This is a genomic window from Streptomyces aureoversilis (assembly GCF_042657885.1).
Taxonomy (GTDB): Bacteria; Actinomycetota; Actinomycetes; order Streptomycetales; family Streptomycetaceae; genus Streptomyces; species Streptomyces aureoversilis.
The window spans coordinates 75583-89860 of record NZ_JBHSKJ010000023.1 but is presented as its reverse complement, the minus strand read 5'-3'; the positions used below and the strand labels follow the sequence as shown (position 1 = coordinate 89860).

Here is a 14278-nt window from a genome sequence, read left to right as displayed (position 1 = left end):
TGGGGCCGCCTTCCCTCACTGCTGCCGGGACGACTCGGTGCGGCGGCGTTGCCAGATCAGGCCCGTGGCGATCAGCGCGGTGATGCCCGCGAGGACGAGGCCGGGGGTGCCGGGGGCACCCTCCGCCGCGGTGCCGCCCCCGCCCGCGGGGACGGGCGCCACGGGCGCCGGCTGCTCCGGAGGCTTCTGCTGCTCCTGCGGGTGGACGGACGGCCGGTCCGGCACCGCGCGCTGCGGGGAGGGCTGCGCCGCCGGGGCCTGGGAGGGCAGCACCACCTGGTCGTGGCCGCGCGAGGGCGGCAGGGGCTTGCCGTGGGGGACGACCGTCAGCTTGCCCTCGGCCACCGCGTCGTAGCCGTCGCAGTTGACCCTGACGGGGTAGACGCCGGGGTCCACGGTCGAGCGGACCGTGGCCTCGGCGAAGAGCCCGGCCGAGTCCTTGGCGAGCTTGGCGTCGGTCACGAAGGCCTCGGAGGCGGCGGTGGCCCTGTTCCCCGCGCAGCCGGCCACGCGCAGCTGCACCTGGCCCCCCGGGTGGCTGCTGACGGGGGTGAGTTCGATCGTTCCGGACATGGTGGCGGGCTCGTCGTTGGCGTGCGCGGCGGGCACGCAGACGGCGACGGCCGCGAGAGCACCGCACAGGGCGAGACGGACAGAGTCCATGGTGAACCTCCTGGTGTTCAGAGGTTCACCCGCTCTTCCCCGCGGGCGCATCCGCTCCGTAGGCGAGTTGCTCCGTTCGGTGCCGGACGGAGCCCGTTCAGATGAGGGTGGCGGGGCCCGTTCGGATCAGGGGCCGGAGGCCGGGCCCCGCGGACCGGGAGGCGTCACGGGAGGCGTCAGATGAGATCTGCCAGGTCCGCGATGGAGTCGACGACGTGGGAGGGCCGGAAGGGGTAGCGGTCGACCTCCTCGGGCCGGGTCAGCCCGGTCAGCACGAGGTACGTCCGCATCCCCGCCTCCAGGCCGGCCAGGATGTCGGTGTCCATCCGGTCGCCGATCATGGCGCTGCCCTCGGAGTGGGCACCGATGGCGTTGAGCCCGGCCCGCATCATCAGGGGGTTGGGCTTGCCGACGAAGTACGGCTCGCGGCCGGTCGCCTTGGTGATCAGCGCGGCCACGGAGCCGGTGGCGGGCAGGGCGCCCTCCGCGGACGGCCCGGTCTCGTCGGGGTTGGTGGCGATGAAGCGCGCACCGGCGTTGATCAGCCGGATGGCCTTGGTGAGCGCCTCGAAGGAGTACGTCCGGGTCTCCCCCAGGACGACGTAGTCGGGCTCGGAGTCGGTGAGGACGTAGCCGATGTCGTGCAGGGCCGTGGTCAGGCCCGCCTCGCCGATGACGTAGGCGGTGCCGCCCGGCCGCTGGTCGTCCAGGAACTGGGCGGTGGCCAGCGCGGAGGTCCAGATGTTCTGGACCGGCACGTCCAGCCCGATGCGGGCGAGGCGGGCGTGCAGGTCACGGGGGGTGTAGATGGAGTTGTTGGTCAGGACGAGGAAGGGCTTGCCGGATTCTCTGAGCTTCTTGACGAAGGCGTCGGCCCCGGGGATCGGGATGCCCTCGTGGACCAGCACGCCGTCCATGTCGGTGAGCCAGGACTCGATCGGCTTGCGCTCTGCCATGCGGTACTCCTGCCGTACGCGCCCGCTCGCGGGCCTGGGGGACGCCGGGTCGCACCTCTTCGTGCCACGGCCTGCCCCTCCAGCGTAATCAGCTCCCGCCGGCCTCCTTCTCCACCGGGGTTCCCCACCGGTGCGAGGGTGTGCGCGGGACGGCGCGGCCGCCCGTGCGGCGACCGCGCCGTCCCGCGCCCCGGGCCCGGCCTCAGCGCCCCGAGCGGCGCGCCCCGACGACGAGGGACGCCCCGGCGAGGAGCAGGGCGCCGGCCGCCGCGGCGATGGCGAGCAGGGGGCGCTGGGAGCCCGTGTCGGCGAGGATCGGCTGTTCGCCGTCGTCGGCTCCCCGCTTCTTGCCGGCATCGGCACGGCCGGCGGCCTTGCCGATGCCGAAGGTGTAGTCGTTGGACTCCCCCACCCAGTCGCCGTCGTCGCCGCGCCGCTGCACGGCGGTGACGTTGGCCGTCACGGGGCCTTCGGGGGCGGTCCTGGCGAAACCGAGGCGTACGCGTACGGGCACGCTCCCGTGGGCGGGGACGGAGAAGCCGGGGAACGCGGGGACGCGGGCGGCCCGGTCGGCGCGGTCGGCCCGGCCTGGATTCTTGTCGGCGCGGCCGGGGTCCTTGGAGCCGTCGAAGACGCCGACGTTCTCGGCCTCGTCGGTCCGTTCGAACCGCACGGGGCGCCAGCGCTCCGCCCCCGGGTCGTAGAAGTCGAGGCGGATGTCGCCGGGGGCGAGCGCCCGGCCGCGGTCGGCGAGGACCGCGACGGGGTGCACGGCCCGGCACTCGGCGCCGGAGTCGTTGCGCAGTTCCAGCCGCCAGGAGCGGGGCGGGGCGCCGCGCTCGTACGTCTCCGGGCCGCCGCTCAGCCGGGCGGCGATGGGGAAGTCCGGTGTACCGGGCGAGGCGCAGCGGGAGCGGACGGCGGTCCCGCCCGCCGGGGAGGCGGGCGCGGGTGCGGCCGTGGAGAAGATCGCGAGCGCGGTGGCGCCGAGGACGAGCACACGGGGCTTGGGCATCGCGGGACCTTTGCGGTGGGGGTCGTGGGGCCGGCCGACGGGGTCGTGCCGTGGGCCCGGTTGACGGGTCGTGGGGTCCTGTTGCTGTCCCGAACCTCCCACCGCCCGGCGGCGGTCCCCGGCCCGGCGCGGCCACGTACCCCCGACCAGCCGTCACATACCGCCCGATGAGCCTATTTTCGTGTCATCCGAGTGGCGCCGGTGCGCCGGGCCGTGCCACCCGGGCGCCGCGCGGTCAGGATCGGGACATGGCCACTGCTGACAAATGCGTCCTCCAGGGCGGGCCGGAAGGCCTCCCGGAGCACATCGTCCCGGCCGCGGCGCCGGGCGAGGAAGTGAAGGTCCCCTTCCGGGGCGGTTACGAACATTTCAGGGCCACGTCACGGCAGTGGGACACGGCCGAGGGACGGCTGCCGGTCTACGAGTGGGTGGCCCGCACGGAGGTGGCGGAGTAACGGTGACGGAGGAGCGAGGCGGCCGGGGGACGCCGGCCCCACGGAGCGGGGACGACGCCGAGACCTACCGGAGGAACCCCCTCAAGACCCTGGCCGGCCTGCCCCTGGTCGGCGATCTGCTCGAGCCCTTCCTGGGGCACTACCCCGGCAAGGACCTGCCCGCGCTCTTCTCGGCGCCCCACTTCCGGGGCCGGTGGCAGGAGTTCGGCCCCGGCGCGTACGAGCACGCCGGGCCCGTCCGGTCCGTGCTGGTGCCGGAGCGGCGCGGCAGGCCGGGCAAGGGCCCGCGGCCGCGGTGGGTGGTCACCCTCTACAGCGGGCCCGGCCAGACGGGCACGAGCAGGAGGATCGAGGAGGGCGACGACGCGTCGGAGCTGGGGGAGGCGCCGGCCGGCGGATTCGCCTCGCTCAAGGTCGAGCGGTTCCTGGGGACGGGGCCGTGAGGGCGGAGGGGGCGGCGAGACCGGACGGGATGGTGAGGCCTCACCGGCCCGTAAGTCCGGGCGGAGCCGTAAGTCCGGACGGGCCCGCGAGGCCGGACGGACCCGCGAGGCCGGCCTCCTCCAGGGCCCGGTGACGGTCCCGCCCTCCCCGGCCGAACAGCGACGCCAGGACGAGCTCCGCGGCGCCTTCCACGACCGTGCGCTCCCCGGCCGGGGCGACGGCCACCGGCGGCGCACCGCCGAGCACCTCCCGCACCCCGGCCGCGTAGGCGCCGGAGTCCTTCAGCAGCACGCCGCCCCCGAGCAGCACGAGGTCGATGTCCAGCAGCCGTACGAGGTTGGCGGCGCCGGTGCCGAGCAGCCGGGCCGCCTCCGCGGTGTCGCCCCGGGCGACCGCGTCCAGGCACAGCACCTCGATGCAGCCACGGTTGCCGCAGCGGCACGGCGGCCCGTCCAGTTGGAGCACCTGGTGACCGAACTCGCCCGCGCCGGTCCGCGCGCCCCGGTGCACCTCGCCGCCCAGCACGAGGCCGGCGCCCAGGCCGGTGCCGAGGTGCAGGTAGGCGAAGGAGCCCGCCGCCCCGACGCAGCCGCGGAGCACGAGGCCGAGCGCGGCGGCGTTGGTGTCCTTGTCGACCACGACGGGCATCCCGAGCCGCTCGGCGAGCGCGTCCCGCAGCGGGAACCCGTCCCACCGGGGCAGGCCGGTGACGCGCTGCAGGACGCCGGTGCGGTGGTCGAGGGGCCCGGGGAGGGCGACCCCGGCGCCGAGGACGCCGAGGAGGGAGCCGCCGGCCTCGGCCCGTACGCGCGCGACCGCCTCCGCGACCGCGGCCAGGACCGCCTCCGCGCCCGCCCCCAGGTCGAGGGGGGACGTACGGGTCGCGGCCCCGGCCCCGGACAGGTCGACGAGGGTGACCGTCAGGGCGTCGCGTTCGAGGTGGACGCCGATCGCGTGCGCCGCGCCCGGCACCAGGCGCAGGGCCGTGGCCGGCTTGCCGCCCGTGGACGCCCGGCGGCCCGCCTCGGCGGCCAGGCCCGCGACCCGCAGCCGCCCCGTGATCTTGCTGACCGCCTGCGGTGTGAGGCCCGTACGGTCCGCCAGCTCGGCCCGGCTCGCGCCGTCCGGCCCGGCGTCGCGCAGCAGCCCGAGGACGAGGGCGGCGTTGTGGTCACGGAGGGCGGTGAGGTTGGCGCCGGGGGCGAGCGTGCGGTTCACGAGTCCATTGTCCCTGCCGCTTGCGGTTTCGCAACAGCGTTGCCAAAGTAGGGAGCATGAATGGCGCGAACGGTACGGACGGCATGAACGGCGACGGCGGAGCCCCGCAGGGGGACCTCCGGGTGGGCCTGATCGGCTACGGCCTCGCGGGCTCCGTCTTCCACGCCCCGCTCATCGCCGCCACGGACGGCCTCGTCCTCGACACGGTCGTCACCGGCAACCCCGACCGGCAGCGCCAGGCCGCCGCCGAGCACCCCGGCGTGCGGACGGTCGCCGGCAGCGAGGCGCTCTTCGAGCGCGCCGGAGAGCTCGACCTCGTCGTCATCGCCTCCCCCAACCGCACCCACGTGCCGCTCGCCCGCACCGCCCTCGAAGCCGGCCTCCCGGTCGTGGTCGACAAGCCCCTCGCCGCGACCGCCGCCGAGGCGGAGGCCCTCGCCGGCCTCGCGGAGGAGCGCGGCCTGCTGCTCAGCGCCTTCCAGAACCGCCGCTGGGACAACGACTTCCGCACCGTGCAGCGGCTCCTGGCCGACGGCGCCCTCGGCAGCGTGCTGCGCTTCGAGTCCCGCTTCGAGCGCTGGCGGCCGCAGCCGAAGGGCGGCTGGCGCGAGTCCGGCGACCCCGCGGAGATCGGCGGCCTCCTCTACGACCTGGGCAGCCACGTCGTGGACCAGGCCCTCACCCTCTTCGGCCCCGCCGCCTCCGTCTACGCCGAGGCCGACGTCCGCCGCCCCGGCGCCGAGGCCGACGACGACACGTTCATCGCCGTGACGCACACGAGCGGCGTCCGCTCCCACCTGTGGGTCAGCGCCACCACGGCCCAGCTGGGCCCGCGCTTCCGGGTGCTGGGCAGCGCGGCCGGCTACGTGAAGTACGGCCTCGACCCGCAGGAGGCGGCGCTGCGGGAGGGCCTGCGCCCCGGCTCCGGGCCCGCCGGCTGGGGCGTCGAGCCCGAGTCCCTCTGGGGCCGCCTCGGCGCGGGCGAGTCCCCGCAGACGGGCGGCGGCGACCCCGTCCCCACCCTGCCGGGCGACTACCCCGCCTACTACGCGGCGATCGAGACCGCCCTGCGCACCGGCGGCGAGCCGCCCGTGACGGCGTGGGAAGCGGCGGCGGCGCTGCGGGTGCTGGAGGCGGCGCGGGTGTCGGCGGACGAGGGCCGGACGGTACGGATCGAGGAGACCCGGTGACCGCTGCGGACATCGCCCGCCTGGAGGAGGACGAACGGCGCCTGGTCCTCGGCCACTTCGGCAACGACGACGCGTGGCGCCTGGGCAACGTCCTGGTGGACCTGGCGAGGGAGCGCGGCGCGGCGGTCACGGTCGGCATCCGGCGCGGCGCCCAGCAGCTCTTCCACTGCGCGCTCCCCGGCACGTCCGCGGACAACGACGCGTGGATCGCCCGCAAATGCCGGGTGGTGGAACGGTACGGGGAGTCGTCCTTCCTGGTCGGAGCCCGCTTCCGCGCCAAGGGCCGCACCTTCGAGGAGGCCTCCCGCCTCGACCCCGACCGCTACGCGGCGCACGGGGGCGCCTTCCCGCTGCGGGTACGGGGTACGGGCGTGATCGGGGCGGTCGCCGTCTCGGGCCTGCCGCAGGCGGAGGACCACGCGTTGGTGGTGGAGGGATTGGAACGCTTCCTGGAGGAGTGAGGGGCGCGGGAAGGGCTCATGCGGGGCTCGTACGGGGCGAAATCCCGTCGACAACGCCCTTTCCCGCCATGCAGGATCGCCCATATGCCTACCGCTGACACCCCCTCCCCCGCCCTCACCGCCGCCGAACGCGCCGAGCACGCGGTCGACCTGGCCACCAGGGCGGGCTGCGGCCTCGGGCTGCAGCCGGACGAGCCGCGCGTGCTGTACAACGTCTTCAACGTGCTGGTGCACCTGGCCCCGCACCCCGTCGTGGTCCGCGTCCCCTCCCTGGCCGCCGGGCCCCTCGCGGAACAGGCCGCCAAGCAGCGCCGCGAGCTCGCCGTGGCGGGCTGGCTGGCGGACCGCGGCGCGCCCGTCGTCGGGCCGAGCCCCCTCGTCCCCCGCGAGCCCGTCGAGATCGACGGACGGTCGCTGACGTTCTGGGAGTTCGTCGACGAGACGGACCCCCTGTCCGCCGTCACCGACCCCGCGGCCCTGCAGGAGCGCTTCGTCGAACAGACGGGCTGGGTGGCGGAACTGCACGCGCTGCTCGCCGAGCACCCCGGCGACGACCTGCCCGTCCTCTCCCCCGTGGTCCCCGCGGTCGGCCGGACCCTGGACGAGCTCGCCGAGCACCCGCACCCCCTCCTCACGCCCGGGGAGCTGGACCGGGCCCGCAAGGAGTACGCCGTCCTGGAGACCCTCGTCCAGGACCTGCCCGCCCGCTTCCCCGGCGCGCGCCTGCAGACCCTCCACGGCGACTCCCCCGCCTACAACCTCCTGCGCACCGCCACCGGCCATCTCTTCAGCGACTTCGAGGACGCCACCCGCGGCCCCGTCGAGTGGGACCTCACCCTCGTCGGCCCGCAGGGGATCGAGGAGTACGAGCGCGCGAGCGGCACACGCGTGGACCGCGCCCTGCTGGACGTCATGGAGAGCGCGCGCTTCCTGCAGATCGTAGGAGCACTGGCCTTCGCCTCCCTCAAGCCGGACCTGGCCCCGATGCTGGAACCGGCCATCGACCAGTGGCGCGCGCGGACCCCGCTGAGCCTGGAGAACCTGGGCTGACGCCCGGCCCTTCAGGCGGCGGCGCCCCAGAGCGCCGCCGCCTGAAGAAAACGGGCCGCTTATCCGCCGCCGTACGCCCCAGCCCGGGTGATTTCCGGGCCCCAAGGCGCCCCCACCGGCCGACGACCGACAGCCGGACTGGCCCCCGGCTGCCGGCCTGTTCCGACCCGCACCTATGCCGCGGTGGTCAGCCCCCACCACACCGTCCTGCGGGGCATGTTCGCGATCCACGTTGCCGCGGCGAGGTCCGCTCGGCGGGCGTCCCTCGGTTTCGGGGTGAGCGCGCTCGGCAGGCCCGGCGGGCGCACCGCGCCGTAATCCGCGAAGCGGGTCACCCCGCAGGCCTTGCACCGGGCCTCGCCCGGGGCCGGGTGTGCCCACCCCTCGCTGTGGTTGCAGCGGATCCTCATGCGCGCGTTCCTTCCGACATGTGCGACCTCCAGTGCCGCCGTACTGCGACCAGGGCGTCGCCCGCCTTGAAAGGGTCCCCTTCGATCGTCGCCTCCCACCAGGCCGCCTTGAGCGCCGGGCACTCCGGGCAGTCGGCGATCGCGGGGCGGGCGGGAGGTTCCGGGTTCGCGCGCGCCGCGGCTCGCTCCGCGCTGGTCGCCAACCGCAGGGACGAGAAGGGGACTTCCCATTCCAGGCCACCGCCGGGCTGCCGCACCTGCACGCGGTGGCCTTCGCTGCCGATGACCTGGGCCATCCGCCCCTCCCGGGTGTCCACCACGAACGCGCCGTTCCTGTACGTCATCGCCCCTGCAACCTTCCCCCGGCGTCCGCGACTACCCGCTGTAGCCGCGCATCCACGATGGCCCTCCGCGCGCTTCGCCCGCAACAATTTGACCTCCAAAATGGAGAGTTCACCCCTGTGGGTGACGGTCGCAGCCGCCCAGCGAGGGCGCCGATCTCGTGCAGCACACTGGGCGGGCACGGCCAGCAGGGGAGGAAGCATGAAGCACCCGCGCCGCACAGCCCGTCGCCGCAAGCTGGGCGCCGAACTGAGAGCACTACGGGAAGCTGCAGGCGTGTCGCCTGAAGCGGCGGCCAAGGCGATCCATGGCGACAGAACGAAGATCAGCCGACAGGAGACTGGACAGCACCGCGTCACGCGACTTGAACTCGAAGTCCTGTTCACCCTCTACGGAGTCGACGACGAGAAGCTGCGCGAGTGGCTTGTTGCACTCGCATCCGAGGGCAACAAGCGGACTTGGTGGCGTCGCCACAGCGGCATGCTCGCGGACGGCTTCAAAGAGGCCCTGGACCTGGAGTCCGAAGCCGCACGGATCTCGGCGTTCCAATCACAGGTCGTGCCGGGGCTGCTGCAGACGCAGACCTATGCGGCCGCACTCATCTCCGGCGCCTCGACGTCGCTGACCGAGCAACAGCTGGACTTCTTCGTCGACTTCCGGATGAGCCGGCAGAGCATCTTCCTGCGCGGAAATCCACCGCAATACACGGCCATCATGGCAGAAGGCGTACTTCACCAGCAGTTCGGTGGTCCTGGGGTGCTGGCCGAGCAGTTGCGACACCTTGTGGATTTGAGCCAGTCTCCCGACATCACGATTCAGGTCATCCCCTTCACACAGACATCGTTCACCGACTCCGGTGGATCCTTCGCCCTTTACTCCTACCCGGACCCGCTGGACCTGGACGTCGTACAGGTGGAACACCTCGACGGTGCACTTTGCCTGGAGGATGATGAAACCGTTGCGAAGTACCGCCGCGTTCTGGACAAGTTGCGGTCCTCAGCGCTGCCACCAGGACGGTCCATTGAGCTGATCGCGTCGATCGCACGTGGGCTTGAACATGAGTGAGGGACTCCCCCGTGATACGTCACGACCTGCCCGAAGATGAATGGCGCAAGTCCTCGTACAGCACAGACACCGGCCCGAATTGCATCGAGATGCAGCCGACAGAAGACCGCCTCGTCGCCATAGGCGACAGCAAAGACCGCCCCCGCGGCGCGCTGACATTGTCACCGCACGCCTGGGCGACCTTCGTGCACTCCATACGCGGCGGCAGCGAGGGCGCTTTTCAACCGGTCTCGTGACGGGGCCGGTTGCACACCAGGCCACAGAGACCCAGCACGGCGCCGACGGCAACCATCCCCGCGCCGACTACCAGCGTGTCGGCACCCGTCGGCCGGCCGTCGTGGGCCAGCTCCCGGCCGTCGGGCGCGACGTGGCGCTCCCGGGGCGCGGGCGGCGCCCCCTTCGGCGCCCCCTTCGGCGCCGGGAAGGTGAACGCGCACACCAGCACCACGCTCGCCACCACGGCGAGCGCAGCGACCACCGCAGGGTTGGTTCTCCGCGTTCTGCGCATATCGGAAAATATGCCGCACGTGGGGGGCAAAACCGCGCCGTACACGCCGAGGGCCGGACGCTACGCGTCCTTGAGTTCCTGCCTCTGCCGCCCCAGCCCCGTCCCCTCCAGCTCCACCACGTCCCCCGCCCTCAGGTACGGCTTGGGGTCCGGGCGGCTCATGGCCACGCCCGCCGGGGTGCCCGTCAGGATGACGTCACCCGGATACAGGGTCATGAAGGAGCTGACGTACCGGACGACCTCCGCGACCGGGAAGATCTGGTCGGCCGTGCTGTCGTCCTGCTTGAGGTCGCCGTTGACCCACAGCCGCAGCCGCAGGGCCTGCGGGTCGCGGATCTCGTCGGGGGTGACGAGCCAGGGGCCCAGCGGGGTGAACGTCTCGTAGTTCTTGCCCTTGACCCACGCGCCGCCGCGGGTGAACTGGAACTCGCGCTCGGAGACGTCGTGCGCGAGGACGTAGCCGCCGACGGCCGCCAGCGCGTCCTCGTCCGTCTCCAGACGGCGCGCGCGGTGGGCGATGACGACGCCGAGTTCGATCTCCCAGTCGGTCTTCTCGCTCCCGGGCGGCAGCAGGACCGGGTCGTCGGGGCCGACGACCGTGTCCGCGGCCTTGAGGAAGAGGACGGGTTCGGCGGGGACGACGGAGCGGGTCTCGGCTGCCAGGCGGCGGTAGTTCAGGCCGACGCCCACGATCTTGCCGATCCGGGCGAGGGGCGGGCCGGTGCGCAGGCTGGCCGGGTCGAGGGCGGGGAGGATGCGGGCGCCGACGGCGGCCCGGATGCGCGACAGCGCGGGCGCGTCGCCGAGCAGCGCGCCGTCGACCTCGGTCACCAGCGCCGACAGGTCACGAAGGGTGCCGTCCTCGTCCAGCAGCGCCGGGCGTTCCGCCCCCGCGGGCCCCACACGCAGCAGTTTCATCGCTTGATCGTCCAAGAACGGAGGGGTTCTCCGCAAGAGCCGTTTCGGACTGCGAACAGTGAAGTGCGGGCCGCGCCCGCCCGCCCGGAGGCCGGGTGGGCGGGCGCGGCCCACGCCGCATCAGGTGCGGTAGGCGTAGTAGATCGCCCCGGGGTAGGACGCGATGATGCTCGCGACCGACTTCCGGTAGGTGTTGGTCGAGTGGTACGTCAGGTACGGGACGCCCATCCGGCTGCGGTACGTGGTCATCATGGAGTGGTCCTTGGACCCGTCACCGTCGAAGTCCATCTGCAGGATGTCGCCGACGTCCATCTGGTACACGTTCGACAGGTTGGTCGCCCGCTTGGTGGACAGCGTGTGCCACGACCACTCGTTGGCGCCGACCCAGGAGTCGGACTGGCTCGACTTGTTGTACCACCACTTGCGGTAGTCGGAGGTGTCCGTGCCCGCCGCGTCCTTCCAGCCGCCGGCCTTGAGGGCCTGGCTGATGAAGTTGGTGCAGTCGCCGCCGTAGCTGTTGAAGCTGCGGTAGGCGGGGTTGTAGTTGCGCCAGTACTTCTCGGCGTAGGCGGCCATCGCCTTGTAGTCGAGACCGCCCTTGGTGGTGGCGGTCAGCGACTTCGGCTTGGCGTTCCGGCTGCCGGGGTACCGGGTCGCGGCCGGGCTGCCGTTGAGGTCGATGCTGCCGGTCGCCGCCACCGCCGTGCGGGGCTCGTTGATGGCGCCGGGGCCGTCGTCCTGCGGGCGGATGCCCGTCAGCTCCCACTTGCCGTTCTTCCCGAGGGAGAAGCTGAGCTCGTGGTGGGCGGTGAAGCCGGTGGTCGACGGCTCGTCACCGCGGATCTTCTTGTACGTGAGCACCGTGGTCTCGGTGACACGGACGGTGGCGCGGTTGCCCTTGACGGTCGTCTTGTCGACCGAGGTCTTGGTGTCGGCGCCGGTGTAGGCCTCGCCGAGGGCGGCGAGCCAGGACTTCCGCATCTTCAGCGAGGACAGTCCGGTGTCCTCGGCCTTCGAGAGGCCGGAGGAGAGACGGACCTTGCCGTCGAGCTTGGTCGCCTTGCGGTCGGCCGAGCGGGAGTCCAGGAGGACCGAGGTGCGGTCGTTCAGTACGGCGTCGGCTATTCGGCCGAAGGCCTCGACGGTCGCACTGTCCGCCGTGCGGGAGTCCGGCTTGCCCGCCGCGAACGCGGCCGACGTGGGCAGGAGAGCGGCCGTCGCGGCCACCGTCACAGCCGCCCCAACAGCGGCTCTGAATCTCGTTATGTGCACGATGTTTCCCCTTGTCGCCCGGTCCGATCGGACCGGGGACGGAATCTTCGCACAAACCTCGGATTACTGGTGGTACGGGTGATCCTTGCATGGATCTGCGCTATCTCCCGAACACGTACGGTCAAAATTGGTCCAGGCCGACGAGTCGGGATCGTCGGCCTGGTCGCATTTCGTCAGCCCGGGGGCGCTGCCCCCTACTTGTCGTAGAAGGTCCACAGCTGGTTGTTGGGGCCGTCCCCCTGCTCCTCGGTGGTCACGGCCTGGTCGGAGCCGTTCGCCTGGAGGGCGGTGTCCGCGAACTTCTTGTTGAGGATCTCGGTCTGGTCCTCGGCGGTGTCCACGGTCCAGCGCTGGGCCAGGTTGTGCGGGTCGCACTTGCCCAACTGCACCTTGCCGGAGGCGGCCGTGGCGGCGATGCAGGTGCCGAAGCGGGTGTTCTTGATCGTGTAGACGCCCAGCCCGTCGGGCTGGGTGGCCACTCTGTCGAACGTCCACACCTGGTCCGCGTAGCTGCCGTCCCTGGTCCAGACGGCAGCCCCGTCGTAGGCGTCGAGGTTGGTGTTGTCGAGGTAGGACTGGACGGACTTGGTGAAGGTGTCCGGCGGCGCGGCCGCGGCCGTGGCCGGGTTCCCGGTGGTGACAAGGGCGCCCGTCAGCAGGGTGGTCGCCGCGGCTGCAAAGATCATCTTGCCGGTGATACGCATTGCATCGCTCCATTCGGTTCGAAACATGCGGTCCGGAGAACAGCGCGAACATTTCCATTCGCCTTTGCTCACGGCAAGTGCCGGAACCGGCCAAGCAATCGACTCATTCGCCCCTTATGCCGGAACCGACTCCTCCGGTCGCGCCGACTCCTCCGGCCGGGGATCGGTCGCCAGGACCTCCTCGTCCGGGCGGTCGTCGGCCGGCTGCGGGCCGAGCCAGGAGACGGCCAGCGCCACCACCAGGTTCACGCCCAGCGCGAGCGCTCCCGCGTTCACGCCCCACAGGGGGTCGTGCTCGGTGAAGACGAGGGCGCACACGAGCGTCCCTCCCGCCACGAGTCCGCTCACCGCGCCCCACAGCGTCAGCCGCCGCCACACCAGGCCCAGCAGGATCATCGGGACGAGCTGCGCCATCCCCTCGTACGAGATGAGGGAGAGGCGGACGAGGGTGTTGGGCGTCAGGTACGTCAGGGCGAGGGCCAGCGCGCCCGACACGACCACGACGGTCTGGGCCGCGATCCGCTGCCGCCGCGGCCGGCCGGCCAGGGCCGGGATCGTCCCCAGTACGCTCTTCCCCCACATCGTGCCGATGACCAGCATGAACACGGCCATGGGAACGATGGAGGAGAGGGCCGCGGCGACGCCGGTGACCCCGACCGCCCACGCGGGCAGCGAGTCCACGACCAGCTTGAACAGAGCGAGGTTCGACCCGGCACCCGTCAGCCCCGGCACGACGAAGAGCGCCGCCATGCCCAGCAGCATCGGCACGAACAGCAGCACGTTGTAGAACGGCAGCAGCATCGCGTTGCGGCGCAGGGCATCGGCGCTGCGCGCGCCCAGGTACCCCGCCACGGTGGTCGGGAAGATGACGACCGTCAGGGAGTTGAGGAAGCTCGTGGTCGCGAACCAGGTGACGTCGAGGCCGCTGCCGCCGTGGCCGGTCAGCGTCAGCCAGTCGGGCTTCTCGGCGACGAGCCGGTCGAGGAAGGGGCCGTAGCCGTCGAAGTAGTGGTTCGGGACGTAGATCGCGAGGAAGGCGAGCGTGACGATGACCAGCACGTCCTTGAGCACCGACACCCAGGCGCTCCCCCGCAGCCCGCTCACCACCACGAAGCCCGTCGTCACGGCGAAGGCGATGAAGTAGGCCTGGTTCAGGCTGATGGCGCCGTAGGAGATGGTGGAGACGACGACGCCCATGCCGGTGATCTGCAGCTGGATGTACGGCAGCAGGCACACGGTCGCCAGGACCGCGACCGCCGTGCCGAGCCAGGGGCGGCCGTAGCGGTGGGCGACCATGTCGGTGATGGTGACCAGGCCGTGGCGGCGGGCGTACGACCAGAGGGTCGGGCCGACGACGTAACCGATCGCGTAGCCGCAGGACATGTAGGCGATGACGTAGAGGACCGGGGCGCCGTGGTTGTAGCCCCAGCCGGCGGCGCCGAGGTAGCTGAAGCTGGTGTAGCCCTCGCCGGCCATCAGCACCCAGATGAAGACGGTGCCGAGGCTGCGGCCGCCGACGGACCACTCGGCGAGGCCGGTGGTGCGGCCGTGACCGCGCACGGCGAGGAGGCCGAGGGCGACGGTGAGCACCATGAAGACGGCGAAGA

General features: G+C 72.4%; 18 protein-coding genes. 7 read left to right on the top strand and 11 right to left on the bottom strand.

Annotated elements, in window-relative coordinates:
• Nucleotides 1–15: 15 nt before the first annotated feature.
• The 3 genes from ACFPP6_RS31095 to ACFPP6_RS31085 all read right to left on the bottom strand — a co-directional run bounded on the left by ACFPP6_RS31095 (nucleotide 16) and on the right by ACFPP6_RS31085 (nucleotide 2634).
• Entirely contained in the window at nucleotides 16–663 is a 648-nt protein-coding gene (locus ACFPP6_RS31095) for a hypothetical protein (RefSeq protein ID WP_382049499.1), read from the bottom strand.
• Nucleotides 664–839: 176 nt separating this feature from the next.
• Entirely contained in the window at nucleotides 840–1619 is a 780-nt protein-coding gene (locus ACFPP6_RS31090) for an HAD-IIA family hydrolase (RefSeq protein WP_382049497.1), read from the bottom strand.
• 202 nt (nucleotides 1620–1821) lie between these two features.
• Entirely contained in the window at nucleotides 1822–2634 is an 813-nt protein-coding gene (locus ACFPP6_RS31085; RefSeq protein WP_382049495.1) for a hypothetical protein, read from the bottom strand.
• A gap of 248 nt (nucleotides 2635–2882) precedes the next feature.
• Here ACFPP6_RS31085 and ACFPP6_RS31080 point away from each other — a divergent pair, with 248 nt between their 5' ends.
• On the top strand, nucleotides 2883–3089 hold the full coding sequence (locus ACFPP6_RS31080; protein ID WP_382049493.1) for a DUF5988 family protein: 207 nt from the start codon (nucleotides 2883–2885) through the stop codon (nucleotides 3087–3089).
• 2 nt (nucleotides 3090–3091) lie between these two features.
• Nucleotides 3092–3532, top strand: a complete 441-nt coding sequence (locus ACFPP6_RS31075) for a hypothetical protein (RefSeq protein ID WP_382049491.1) — start codon at nucleotides 3092–3094, stop codon at nucleotides 3530–3532.
• Between the two features lie 40 nt (nucleotides 3533–3572).
• On the opposite strand, the gene ACFPP6_RS31070 is transcribed toward ACFPP6_RS31075, so the two are convergent.
• Nucleotides 3573–4751, bottom strand: a complete 1179-nt coding sequence (locus ACFPP6_RS31070) for an ROK family protein (protein WP_382049489.1) — start codon at nucleotides 4749–4751, stop codon at nucleotides 3573–3575.
• Between the two features lie 56 nt (nucleotides 4752–4807).
• On the opposite strand from ACFPP6_RS31070, the gene ACFPP6_RS31065 reads away from it, so the two are divergent.
• The 3 genes from ACFPP6_RS31065 to ACFPP6_RS31055 all read left to right on the top strand — a co-directional run bounded on the left by ACFPP6_RS31065 (nucleotide 4808) and on the right by ACFPP6_RS31055 (nucleotide 7452).
• Nucleotides 4808–5941 carry a Gfo/Idh/MocA family protein gene (locus tag ACFPP6_RS31065; RefSeq protein ID WP_382049487.1) on the top strand — a complete coding sequence of 378 codons (1134 nt, stop codon included), beginning with the start codon at nucleotides 4808–4810 and terminating at the stop codon, nucleotides 5939–5941.
• Nucleotides 5938–6402 carry a heme-degrading domain-containing protein gene (locus ACFPP6_RS31060; protein WP_382049485.1) on the top strand — a complete coding sequence of 155 codons (465 nt, stop codon included), beginning with the start codon at nucleotides 5938–5940 and terminating at the stop codon, nucleotides 6400–6402. The genes ACFPP6_RS31065 and ACFPP6_RS31060 overlap by 4 nt, the downstream gene beginning before the upstream one ends.
• An 84-nt stretch (nucleotides 6403–6486) precedes the next feature.
• Nucleotides 6487–7452, top strand: a complete 966-nt coding sequence (locus ACFPP6_RS31055) for an aminoglycoside phosphotransferase family protein (protein WP_382049483.1) — start codon at nucleotides 6487–6489, stop codon at nucleotides 7450–7452.
• Nucleotides 7453–7625: 173 nt separating this feature from the next.
• On the opposite strand, the gene ACFPP6_RS31050 is transcribed toward ACFPP6_RS31055, so the two are convergent.
• Nucleotides 7626–7862, bottom strand: a complete 237-nt coding sequence (locus ACFPP6_RS31050; protein ID WP_382049481.1) for a DUF6255 family natural product biosynthesis protein — start codon at nucleotides 7860–7862, stop codon at nucleotides 7626–7628.
• On the bottom strand, nucleotides 7859–8206 hold the full coding sequence (locus ACFPP6_RS31045) for a hypothetical protein (protein ID WP_382049479.1): 348 nt from the start codon (nucleotides 8204–8206) through the stop codon (nucleotides 7859–7861). Before ACFPP6_RS31045 ends, ACFPP6_RS31050 begins: the two co-directional genes overlap by 4 nt.
• A 199-nt stretch (nucleotides 8207–8405) precedes the next feature.
• On the opposite strand from ACFPP6_RS31045, the gene ACFPP6_RS31040 reads away from it, so the two are divergent.
• Nucleotides 8406–9269, top strand: coding sequence for a helix-turn-helix domain-containing protein (locus tag ACFPP6_RS31040; protein ID WP_382049477.1), 864 nt, complete (start codon nucleotides 8406–8408; stop codon nucleotides 9267–9269).
• Nucleotides 9270–9280: 11 nt separating this feature from the next.
• Nucleotides 9281–9505, top strand: a complete 225-nt coding sequence (locus tag ACFPP6_RS31035) for a DUF397 domain-containing protein (protein WP_079110794.1) — start codon at nucleotides 9281–9283, stop codon at nucleotides 9503–9505.
• Here ACFPP6_RS31035 and ACFPP6_RS31030 read toward each other — a convergent pair.
• The 5 genes from ACFPP6_RS31030 to ACFPP6_RS31010 all read right to left on the bottom strand — a co-directional run bounded on the left by ACFPP6_RS31030 (nucleotide 9490) and on the right by ACFPP6_RS31010 (nucleotide 14264).
• A complete protein-coding gene (locus ACFPP6_RS31030) occupies nucleotides 9490–9777 on the bottom strand; it encodes a hypothetical protein (protein ID WP_382049475.1) in 288 nt (95 codons plus the stop codon). The two genes, ACFPP6_RS31035 and ACFPP6_RS31030, sit on opposite strands and share 16 nt — an antisense overlap.
• 60 nt (nucleotides 9778–9837) lie before the next feature.
• Complete coding sequence (locus tag ACFPP6_RS31025) at nucleotides 9838–10695, bottom strand: fumarylacetoacetate hydrolase family protein (protein ID WP_382049473.1); 858 nt, start codon at nucleotides 10693–10695, stop codon at nucleotides 9838–9840.
• Between the two features lie 120 nt (nucleotides 10696–10815).
• Complete coding sequence (locus tag ACFPP6_RS31020) at nucleotides 10816–11928, bottom strand: amidase domain-containing protein (RefSeq protein ID WP_382049471.1); 1113 nt, start codon at nucleotides 11926–11928, stop codon at nucleotides 10816–10818.
• Between the two features lie 233 nt (nucleotides 11929–12161).
• Nucleotides 12162–12653 carry an RICIN domain-containing protein gene (locus ACFPP6_RS31015; RefSeq protein ID WP_382049469.1) on the bottom strand — a complete coding sequence of 164 codons (492 nt, stop codon included), beginning with the start codon at nucleotides 12651–12653 and terminating at the stop codon, nucleotides 12162–12164.
• A 132-nt stretch (nucleotides 12654–12785) separates the two neighbouring features.
• Nucleotides 12786–14264: a sodium:solute symporter family protein gene (locus ACFPP6_RS31010; RefSeq protein WP_382049550.1), complete on the bottom strand. Its 1479-nt coding sequence runs from the start codon at nucleotides 14262–14264 to the stop codon at nucleotides 12786–12788.
• Nucleotides 14265–14278: the final 14 nt, after the last annotated feature.

Coding starts and splice junctions, on each gene's coding strand:
- ACFPP6_RS31095 (WP_382049499.1), bottom strand. CDS start 663: ATGGACTCTGTCCGTCTCGCCCTGTGCGGTGCTCTCGCGGCCGTCGCC.
- ACFPP6_RS31090 (WP_382049497.1), bottom strand. CDS start 1,619: ATGGCAGAGCGCAAGCCGATCGAGTCCTGGCTCACCGACATGGACGGC.
- ACFPP6_RS31085 (WP_382049495.1), bottom strand. CDS start 2,634: ATGCCCAAGCCCCGTGTGCTCGTCCTCGGCGCCACCGCGCTCGCGATC.
- ACFPP6_RS31080 (WP_382049493.1), top strand. CDS start 2,883: ATGGCCACTGCTGACAAATGCGTCCTCCAGGGCGGGCCGGAAGGCCTC.
- ACFPP6_RS31065 (WP_382049487.1), top strand. CDS start 4,808: ATGAATGGCGCGAACGGTACGGACGGCATGAACGGCGACGGCGGAGCC.
- ACFPP6_RS31055 (WP_382049483.1), top strand. CDS start 6,487: ATGCCTACCGCTGACACCCCCTCCCCCGCCCTCACCGCCGCCGAACGC.
- ACFPP6_RS31050 (WP_382049481.1), bottom strand. CDS start 7,862: ATGAGGATCCGCTGCAACCACAGCGAGGGGTGGGCACACCCGGCCCCG.
- ACFPP6_RS31045 (WP_382049479.1), bottom strand. CDS start 8,206: ATGACGTACAGGAACGGCGCGTTCGTGGTGGACACCCGGGAGGGGCGG.
- ACFPP6_RS31040 (WP_382049477.1), top strand. CDS start 8,406: ATGAAGCACCCGCGCCGCACAGCCCGTCGCCGCAAGCTGGGCGCCGAA.
- ACFPP6_RS31030 (WP_382049475.1), bottom strand. CDS start 9,777: ATGCGCAGAACGCGGAGAACCAACCCTGCGGTGGTCGCTGCGCTCGCC.
- ACFPP6_RS31025 (WP_382049473.1), bottom strand. CDS start 10,695: ATGAAACTGCTGCGTGTGGGGCCCGCGGGGGCGGAACGCCCGGCGCTG.
- ACFPP6_RS31015 (WP_382049469.1), bottom strand. CDS start 12,653: ATGATCTTTGCAGCCGCGGCGACCACCCTGCTGACGGGCGCCCTTGTC.
- ACFPP6_RS31010 (WP_382049550.1), bottom strand. CDS start 14,264: ATGGTGCTCACCGTCGCCCTCGGCCTCCTCGCCGTGCGCGGTCACGGC.